We start from the raw sequence: 9,698 nt of genomic DNA, 5'->3' as shown, positions 1-9,698 counted from the left end.
TTAATCATAATTAAGACCTCCGAGTTACAAAGTTTGTATACTCTATATATTCGACATTGATGGTCCAAAATCCTTTTTGCCTACAAAAAAAACACTCCAATTTATTAGAGTGTTTTACATTTTATGTTTGTCAACAGTCTGTACAAAAGCCACCTTATTATAGGTGGCTTTTGTTGTAAATATTAATTTTTTATATTGCTGAAACCTCAATTGCTTGAAGTCCCTTAGGCCCTTCTTCTGTTTCAAATTGAACCTTTTGACCTTCTTCAAGACTTTTTCTTGAATCATTTCCCTTAATTCCAGATGAGTGAACGAAAATATCTTTTTCACCTTCAACTTCAATAAATCCAAAACCTTTTTTAAAATTATTTTGAAAATATTACAGCAGAAGAATCATCACTTTTTTTAAACCTAGGATATTTTAAAATCTCTTCATCCTCTTTTTCAATAAACCTTATACTTTTATAGATTTTCTTTAATCCTTGTTTTTTAACTAGATTAACAATATCATTTTTATCAACATAATTATAATTATCATATATTGCTGAAAAACCATCCGACATTAATAGTGCATTTTTACACTCATCAAATTCTAAATAACCACAAAGTGAATACTCTACTGCATTTTTATCAAACTCTAATGTCCAGTATCCATTTGCAACATTTTTAAGTCGTCTATGTTTAACAAGTAATGAATTGATCTTTTGTCTGGCATCAGTAAAATTCATTCCTTGGTTTGCCATTAATTTAGCCATTTCCATTTTTGCTTTATCATCTAGTATATCAAGTAATTTCTGTTTTATAATTGATGATTCTCCATTGTTATTCTGAACTATTAAGGTGCAATCTCCAAGTAAAAAATACTCTATCATCATATTTTTGATACGTAAGATAACAATAGATGCTGATGGCAAATCAACCTTATCAAGATTTTTTAATGATGTAATTTTATTGAATTTATTACTTACAATTTCTATACCATTATAAACAATTTCTTTAATGCTTATAGAATTATCCAAAATATTTTCTTTAAGATATTTATTCCATTCATTAACAAACCAATTTGCATCACTACTTGAAGTAGTTAAATTTTTATTATTAAGTCCTGTTGCGCCATCTATAACCCACCCATAATTATCTGTTGCATAAACAATATCTTCATTAATTTTCTTCCCTGCAATTGAAATTGAGTCGTGACTTGCGAATTTCATTTATTCAACTCCTTAAATTTTTCAAATTATTTTATTATAAAAATTATTGTATTATATAATCATTACACAAACTGATGAATACACAATGCTAAAAGAATAGTTATAATACCCATTGTAAATACAACTATACTCCTTTTAATGTTCTTATTTCCATTGAGTATTATACCAAAACTACTTAATACTAACATAATCATTCCACCTAATTCCAATATTAATTGAAACGCATCTTGAAAATTAGATTTAGTTAAAATTTGAACAGAAGCAATAATAAAACTTATCAAAGCAGTAAAAAAGCCTAAAAACTCTAAATTTTTATTTAAAGAATCTTTTATATTACCTTGTACTTCCTTTTCAGACCTCTCCATATTATCACTTATTTCTTTATTCTGCGCATCCATCTTTTCACTAAAATCTTGAAATTTAAAAAGAGATTTATCCGAATAATTTTTAGCGGTTATTTCAATTAAATATCTTTGATATTCTCCAATTCTCAAAGAATAATCATGCCTACTTGAATCTTCTTTATCTATTGCAGTTAATATTTCTTGTTTTGCTTCTTTGTACTTTCCAGACAATGCAAGCAATCTTCCATAAGTACAATAAAATTTAGCATAATTCGAAGTTTCTTTCAAAACATTTTGTAACAATTGAATTGCTTTCTCAAGCTCTATGCTGTTACTGAGAACATTTAGAACGCCTTCTTCAAAGGCTTCAGCAATAATCTCAGTATAACAATGAATAATACCTACATTACTCGGAACATCTTTTACTGATTTTCCAGATAAAATAATGGCTTCCTTTATATCTACTTCTTTACCCCGTTGCATTAGAAACATTGCCTTTAAATAACTATATGTAGGATTTTCGTAAAAGCAATGTTTATATCGTTCAAGTGTTTCTCCATATTTACTAGTATCTTTTCTCCTTCGATAGTATGTACAAATACAGTAAAACGCATTGTAAAAAACTTTAAGATCAGTTTTATTTTTTTCCAGAATCTCTAGTAATTCCTTCTCAATTGATGCTGTTTCTAATATTAGATACACAATATAAATTTCAAATAATCTTTCTTTTTCATCAGGAAGTCTTTTTAAAAATTCAATCAGATCTATCTTCTTAGTTTTGTATTCATCAAAAGCCATTACTAATTCAGTACTATTCAAGCATACCACCCCATTTATTAAATTTAGATATAATGAAAGGGATTTCCCTGCCTGGAAATCCCTTTCATTATTTTCTGTGTTTTTATTCTTTTTAGAACCACTTGAGTTGTAAACAAAACTACTTCACTAAAGGTATCAAATATTCTATTTTAAATCACTTATGAAATTTGGAAGATCAAAGCAAGATTTTGCAATTTTCTTTGTTAAGTATCTTGTTTTAAAAGGCAATCTGTTTACATCCATATTGCTAGGATCATAAACATCTGAAGCCATTGTAAAACTCCACAATCCTCCTGGATAAGTAGGAACAAAAGCTATATAGGTTTTTACAATCTTAAAGTTATTTTTTAAAATCTTTCTTGTATTCTCAATTATGTTGCGATGAATCATTGGTGATTCACTTTGACATACCATTACTCCATCATCATTTAATGATTTTTTTACATTTTTATAAAATTCTTCTCCAAACAAATCCTTAGCAGGACCTTCAGGATCCGGTGAATCAACCATGATTATGTCATACTTAATATCAGTATTTTTTACATATTCAACACCATCTCCAAATTTAAAATTGACTCTTTTGTCAAAATCAGGCCCTCCACTTATTTCAGGAAGAAATTTTATACTTTCTTTAGTTACTACGTCGTCTAACTCCACCATATCAATTATCTCAAGGTCTGTGTACTTTGAAAGTTCCCTAACTGCTCCACAGTCACCTCCACCAATAACCAATACTTTTTTAGGGTTTTTATGTGTAAGAACTGGTATATGAGTAATCATTTCATTATATATAAACCCATCTGCTGAAGTAGTCTGCATTACCCCATCAAGTACAAGGCACGGACCAAATGCATCAGTATCTATCAAAGATACCTCTTGATATGCCGATTTAGAATATGAAAAACATTTATTTACTTTGTAACTTATTTTCAAATTTTTTTTCTCAACTTCAACTTCCTCAAACCATAATTCATCATCAATTTTTTTAAAATACTTTGGCAATTCAGTTTTATTCATAAGAAATCCTCCATTATAATAAGTATATCTATCTTTTTTTATCGATAACCTTATATATTTTACTTTAGTGTCTTTGATTCATGTTATGATAGATATTTTTTTGTATTATTTGACGTTATCAATTATATATTTTTTATCTTTAAGCGTTACAACTCCAAGTATATCATAAAAATTTGAAATTTCAACTTTCATATGTTATTTACATAAACTGAAATTTCAATAAAACTATTTTAGAAGTTAAAAGAATCGGTTTCCTGGTTCTGAGCTAATTATTAATATTATTATGCTGAAGTTTCTTTATCTAATGTTGATTTATTAAATCTTGCTTTTGTTCTTTCGGACATTTTTTCCTGCACAGAAATTAATGCTGGTATAACTATTGGAAGCAGAACACAACTTAATAGTAACAATCCTGTTACTACGCTTATAGCAAGTTCCATTAAAACATGTATATTTGATGGATATAGTGTAGCAAAGGTACCAGCGAGTATTATTGCGGCAGACATTACTACTCCACCTATATTTTTAGCTGCTAGTATTATGGCCTCCCTAGGATTAGTATCTGGATATTCTTTATAACGAGTCATAAGGAATATACTATAATCAACGCCTAATGCGGCAATTACTACAAATGAGAAGAAAGTACATTCCAAGACATTCCATCCATGCCGCTAAATAATTTAGTAGTTAAAAATTCTGTTACTGAAATTGCTGTATAATATGCGGTTAACAAAGAACCAACTATATATACGGGAATCCAGAAAGATTTTATTACAAGTACTAGCAATACAAATATACATGTTAGTACTATTATTTGTGTAAATTTAATATCATGAGTTGCAATATTATTTAAATCATTAGTATTTGCAGTTACGCCGGTTATACCAAAGTTGGCATCTGAAAGTTTTGTTCCTTTTAATTGATTTTTAACTAAATTATTCATTTCATCTATAAGATTTATAGAAACAGATGAATATGGATCTGTTTCTAGATTTACAGTAAGTTTCGTAATGTTTCTATTTTTAGACATATAAGCATCAAATATTTTTTCTATATCAGCAGTTTTGAAGGCTTCTTTAGGTATATAGAAACCCTTTGTGCCTGTTAACTGATTTAAGAAAGCATTGGATTTATTTATTCCACTATAGATAGCTCCAAGTCCAGTTTGACTTTTACTTATTCCGCCTTTAAGCTGCGAAAGGCCACCACTTAAAGTATTTAAACCAGTATATAGGGTATCTTGTGAAGTCTTTATTTTTGAAGCACCTGCTTTTAATTTTGCCATACTACTAATTACAGTTGCTTGGCCTGCACTACCTTGTCTAAGGCCAGTTGCGAGGCTTGCTTCCCCTTTTTCTAATTCAGTTATTCCCATAACTAATTGAGAATTGCTATTGGTACTTGCTATTATGGTTATTAAACCATCATTGAGTTTTGCGAGACTGGAGGTTAAAACATCATAATTCTGATTTGCAATATTAATACCTGAAGTTACACCATCCAGAGCGCCAGATAGGTTTGATAAAAGTCCTTTAAGTGTAGCAACGTCACTATCATTTGGCAATTTAGTATCAATTTTAGCTACTGTTACATTCATCGCTGCAACTAAATCTTTAATTTGTGATATAGATCCTGGTAAGGATTTATAAGCATCACCAAGAGAAACATAACCTGATTGAATTGTAGTCAAGTTAGAAGATACTGATTTTAGTCCTCCATTTATAGCGGCAACTCCAGTTTTTAATTGTGATATTCCAGCAGTAAGCGTGTCAGCTCCCTTTGCCCCTTTATCTATACCAGAATTAATTTTAATTAAGCCATCAGTAACGGCGCCCATTCCATTTTCAATAGCGTAAGTTCCGCTCGATAACTGCTTAACACCTGAAAAATCTGGAGTCGTAAGTTTATTATCTATTTGTTTTAAACCATCATTTATTTTCCCAACACCTCCGTTTGCAGCACCTAGACCAGTTACAACGGTTTTTGTCTGATTGCTAGTATAAAAATCATCTATAGGTTTACCCATTGGCTGAGTTGCACTTGACACTTTTTCAACACCTTTTAATGATTTAAGCTTTTCGGTTAATGAATCTATGGCAGTTAAAGCCTCATTATTATCCAGTGCATTTTTGCTTTCAATAACTATAGTTGTTGGCATAGCTTTTCCACTTCCAAATTTACTTGCAATTAGGTTAAAGCCTTTTACAGAAGGGGTATCAGCACTTAAATCTTTAAGGCTATCGAAAGATAACTTTGGAGCATTAAAAAATATTACAGGAAATATAATTGCGACAACAACCAATAAGGAAATAAAAGGGTGTCTTACAGAAGTTGAGGTTACATTTTCCCAAAGTTTGCTCTCTTTGTGACCGGCAATGTTATGCGAGGGCCAAAATAGATTTCCAGCCAATAATTTCATGAGTACCGGTGTTAAAGTTGTAAGCTCTAGTAACAGAACAGCTATTCCAATAGCTACAGCATTAGCAGAGCGGTAAATCGGAAATTGTACAAAACTAAGGCTGGCAAAAGCCATAAATACTATTAAACCACTGTAGATTACAGTTTTTCCTGCGGTTTTATATGTTGTAATTATCGCATCCTCAATAGATAACCCATGACCTAATTCTTCTTTAAACCTGTTGAATAAAAGTATATTATAGTCTGTACCTATACCAAATAACACAAGAATCATAAACATTTGAGTTAAACTTGTTATTGGAAAGTTAAAAACATTTATCAAAATTCCCATTATTCCCATAGAGCACACATAGGAAATTCCAACGGCGAACAATGATACAAAAGGTGTAACTACAGAACGGAACATTATAATAAGTACAAATAATATAAATATAACAGTTATAATCGCACTTTTTTCTACTCCTTTATTAGTAGCAGCTAGGTAATCATTATTTATAGCAAGCTCTCCTGTTATATAGTGTGTTACCTTAACATCTTTTAAAGCGTCATTAAATCCATTTATTATATTTTTGCTATCCCTGGTTCCTTTTTCATAGGTGACTTGAGCCATTAATGTTGTTCCATCTTTAGATATTAATTGATCTTTAGCTTCAGGCGTCCCGAAGGGATCAACTATATTATTTATTTGAAGCTCAGATTTACGGCTTTTCAATTTTTCTATACCCTTTTGAATATCCTTTAAACCTGCCTTTGATATTTTATTTGCATCATTAAAAACAAATATTGCGGTGTCACCCTTTGATGTACCCATTTTATTTAACATTTCTGTTGCAACCCTTGATGGTGAATTTTTACTTATTGTAGCTTGACCTTTTTGGTTTAATATCTTATTTAGGTTTGGTTGATTTACTGTAAATAAAATAGTAACTAATACCCATGCAGCAAGCAAAATAAAGCGGACTTTTAATACTTTTCTCATATTCAATAACTCCTTTAAATCTTAATATTTTTACTTAGAACCTCAGCTATACCTTCTTTTACTTGCTTGTCTTTATAATCTACTTTTAGTGCTTGAAGATTATATATCGTAAGTGCATAGGCATAATCAGTAAGACTATTCATGCTAGTACTCTGGAGCCAATCCATTATTACATTATAAAGTGTTCCTATAAAAGCGAGTGAAAATATCTTAACATCCGGAATACTTACCTTATTGCATAATTTCATCTGCTTAAAATACTCTCCAGTATAATTAACATATTTTTGTGTAACCTCAGCTCTTTTTCTCTCAAACCTAGGATTTAATCCCACAGCTTCTATAAGTAAAATCCTAGCCAGTGGTCTATTATGTTCAATAACTTTTAAAAAGAAAGCTATTGCTTTACTAAATCCTAAATCTATTTCATTATTTTTGTTTTCTAGTGAGTTACATAGGGCGTTATAAAACTCCTCCGACACCTCATCGTAAAGTGTTTCAAATAAGTCTTCTTTATTTTTAAAATAAAAATAAAAGGTTCCCACTGATATGTCGGCTTTTTCAACCACATCTTTTACTGTAGTAGCATGATATCCATTTGATGAAAAAATTTTAATCGCTGTATCAATGATATGTTTCTTTTTTAAATCTTTTCTCCTTTGTGTTTCATCTGAACTTTTGTAGGCCACATAATTACCCCATTTCAATTATAGAATGACGCGTCATTCTATTGATGATTTATTATAAATCTTTTTGTTTATATATGTCAATCTAGGTAAATCGTTTACATAAAATATATTTCTATATTACTAAATATTAGCCAGCCATTCGAGTTCTTCCCTACATCGGCGACAAAGTTATGATATTAAAAAAAGTAAGAGCGATAAATAGTTCTATCGCTCTTACTTTTAAATTTAATTTAAATATTTGAAATTTCTAAACCATCCTCATCAATTTCCAAATTCAAGGTTTCCCAATTTCCTGAAAGGTCTTTCAAGAATTTTATCAGCATCTCCTGTGTATTACTATCATCCTTTTTAAGCATTACCATAATTGTTGGTCCAGCGCCACTAAGAAATACCCCTAATGCTTGACTTTCTTTAACAAAACTTGTAATTTCCAAGTAATTTTCAATTAAACCCATTCTATATGGTTGGTGAAGTTTATCTTTGCAAGCAAGTTTTACACCCTTATAATCACCATTAACAAGAGATACAATAAGCATAGAAACTCTACCTACATTATAAACTGCATTTTTAAGAGGTACTGTTTTTGGAAGCACTGCCCTAGAATCATCAGTTGATAGTTGTGACTTTGGAATTAATGCACAAAATTTTATACCTCCACTAATTGGAATTTTATTATAGAAAGTAGACTCCTCATTCATAATTGAAACAGTCATTCCTCCAAATAGCGCAGGGGTAACATTATCCGAATGCCCTTCAATTTCACATGCAAAATCCAAAATATCTTGTTTTGTTAAAATATCCCCACATAGCCTATTTGCAGCAGCAACCCCTGCTAATATACATGTAGCACTACTTCCAAGACCTCCACTAACTGGTATATCCGTTTTAAATGTTAACCTAACACCTTTTGGAACTTTTTTAAGCTTTTCAAAAGTTTTTAACATTGACCTATAAACCAAATTATTACTATTTGCAAATTTTTCATCGCAACCTAAAATCTCAAGTCCAGTTTCCATCTCTTCAACTATAAATCTATTATATAGTTTGAAAGCAACTCCAAGAGTATCTAGTCCAGGTCCCATATTCGCACTTGTAGCAGGCACTTTAATTTCAAACATAACTGTTCACAACAGCTTCTTTAACTCTTGTACTAAAATTATTCATGTAGTAACCTCCTAATACGACAAATTTTATCTATTATATCATATATGTCGTACTCCTTGGTCTGAATAATGAAATTTTTCCAAAAAAAATTAAGCAGAGAATACAAAAATATTCTCTGCTTAAAATTAATTATAAATTTAACTTTTGCCCCAGGTAGTTTTCTCTCTATTAACCATCCATATTCCTAAACATACTAATACAAGTGCAATAATATTTTTATACTCAAAGATATTTTCCCCGAGGAAAATTGCTAATAATATTGAACCAAAAATTGGCGTTAAAAAATTAAAAACAGACACATGACCTACCTTATTATATTTTAGAAGTAAATTCCATAATGAAAACGCCGCTGATGATAACAAAGCCAAGTATATTAATATAAGCGAAGATGCCATTGTAAAACGATAAACCCTACCTCCTAATATAATACCGAGCAACATTAATATTATCCCTCCTAAAGAAAGACTATAACCCGTAACAACCATTACATCCATGCTTTTAGTAAGTTTTTTTCCATAAATAGCACTTATAGAAAAAATAAATGATGCAACTATTATAAATCCTTCTCCCCTAAAACTAAAAGAAAAATTCAATAAGTCCACACTAAAATTTACTATCATAACCCCAATAAATCCTATAATACATCCAATTACCTTCTGTATATTCAATTTATCGTTTCTATATATATAGTGAGCTAGAATAACACTAAAAAATGTAACAGTAGAATTCATTATAGAACTTTTAACGCCGGTAGTATTAGCAACTCCAATATAAAAGAAAATATATTGTAGCGTTGTTTGAAGGATTCCTAAGAAAAACAAATTTTTAATGTTTTTTATGGTAATATTAAAAATTTTCTTTCCATATTTTTGTGCAATAACAAGTAAAACTATCCCTGCTATTGTAAATCTATAACCTGCGAATACAAATTTCGATGGTATATCACTGGTGGAAATATTAAATAAAACATATCCATTTTTTATTGCAGGAAAAGCACTTCCCCATAATAAGCAACATAATGTTGCAATAATAGCAACAACTTTTTTATCTATTAAAAAAT

The 9,698-nt window shown here is 30.0% G+C and carries 8 protein-coding genes and 1 pseudogene; all 9 read right to left on the bottom strand.

Going from position 1 to position 9,698, the window contains the following annotated elements; genetic code table 11:
* Positions 1–190: 190 nt before the first annotated feature.
* A pseudogene (locus tag VIM70_RS07000) lies at positions 191–367 on the bottom strand (cold-shock protein); the annotation flags it as partial.
* A complete protein-coding gene (locus VIM70_RS06995) occupies positions 366–1,211 on the bottom strand; it encodes a hypothetical protein (RefSeq protein WP_331945027.1) in 846 nt (281 codons plus the stop codon). The gene VIM70_RS06995 and the pseudogene VIM70_RS07000, both read right to left, overlap by 2 nt.
* A gap of 62 nt (positions 1,212–1,273) precedes the next feature.
* On the bottom strand, positions 1,274–2,374 hold the full coding sequence (locus VIM70_RS06990) for a tetratricopeptide repeat protein (protein WP_331945025.1): 1,101 nt from the start codon (positions 2,372–2,374) through the stop codon (positions 1,274–1,276).
* 144 nt (positions 2,375–2,518) lie between these two features.
* The gene (gene speE, locus VIM70_RS06985; protein ID WP_331945024.1) at positions 2,519–3,391 is read right to left on the bottom strand and encodes a polyamine aminopropyltransferase; all 873 of its coding nucleotides are present in this window, start codon (positions 3,389–3,391) and stop codon (positions 2,519–2,521) included.
* A 281-nt stretch (positions 3,392–3,672) separates the two neighbouring features.
* Positions 3,673–4,044 (bottom strand): MMPL family transporter, encoded by a 372-nt coding sequence (locus VIM70_RS06980; RefSeq protein ID WP_331945023.1) that lies wholly within the window; start codon positions 4,042–4,044, stop codon positions 3,673–3,675.
* The gene (locus VIM70_RS06975; RefSeq protein WP_331945022.1) at positions 4,017–6,788 is read right to left on the bottom strand and encodes an MMPL family transporter; all 2,772 of its coding nucleotides are present in this window, start codon (positions 6,786–6,788) and stop codon (positions 4,017–4,019) included. The genes VIM70_RS06980 and VIM70_RS06975 overlap by 28 nt, the downstream gene beginning before the upstream one ends.
* A gap of 14 nt (positions 6,789–6,802) precedes the next feature.
* The gene (locus VIM70_RS06970; protein ID WP_331945021.1) at positions 6,803–7,474 is read right to left on the bottom strand and encodes a TetR/AcrR family transcriptional regulator; all 672 of its coding nucleotides are present in this window, start codon (positions 7,472–7,474) and stop codon (positions 6,803–6,805) included.
* 230 nt (positions 7,475–7,704) lie between these two features.
* The gene (thrB, locus tag VIM70_RS06965) at positions 7,705–8,592 is read right to left on the bottom strand and encodes a homoserine kinase (RefSeq protein WP_331945020.1); all 888 of its coding nucleotides are present in this window, start codon (positions 8,590–8,592) and stop codon (positions 7,705–7,707) included.
* 183 nt (positions 8,593–8,775) lie between these two features.
* Positions 8,776–9,690 carry a DMT family transporter gene (locus VIM70_RS06960; RefSeq protein ID WP_331945026.1) on the bottom strand — a complete coding sequence of 305 codons (915 nt, stop codon included), beginning with the start codon at positions 9,688–9,690 and terminating at the stop codon, positions 8,776–8,778.
* Between the last annotated feature and the right edge of the window lie 8 nt (positions 9,691–9,698).

Origin of the sequence: Clostridium sp., from assembly GCF_036569345.1 — a bacterium.
Taxonomy (GTDB): Bacteria; Bacillota; Clostridia; order Clostridiales; family Clostridiaceae; genus Clostridium_AD.
This window is presented reverse-complemented; position numbering and strand designations above follow the sequence as displayed.

Bases quoted from the DNA above. Each gene is read 5' to 3' on its own strand.
- thrB (WP_331945020.1), bottom strand. From the start codon at position 8,592: ATGTTTGAAATTAAAGTGCCTGCTACAAGTGCGAATATGGGACCTGGA.
- speE (WP_331945024.1), bottom strand. From the start codon at position 3,391: ATGAATAAAACTGAATTGCCAAAGTATTTTAAAAAAATTGATGATGAA.
- VIM70_RS06975 (WP_331945022.1), bottom strand. From the start codon at position 6,788: ATGAGAAAAGTATTAAAAGTCCGCTTTATTTTGCTTGCTGCATGGGTA.
- VIM70_RS06995 (WP_331945027.1), bottom strand. From the start codon at position 1,211: ATGAAATTCGCAAGTCACGACTCAATTTCAATTGCAGGGAAGAAAATT.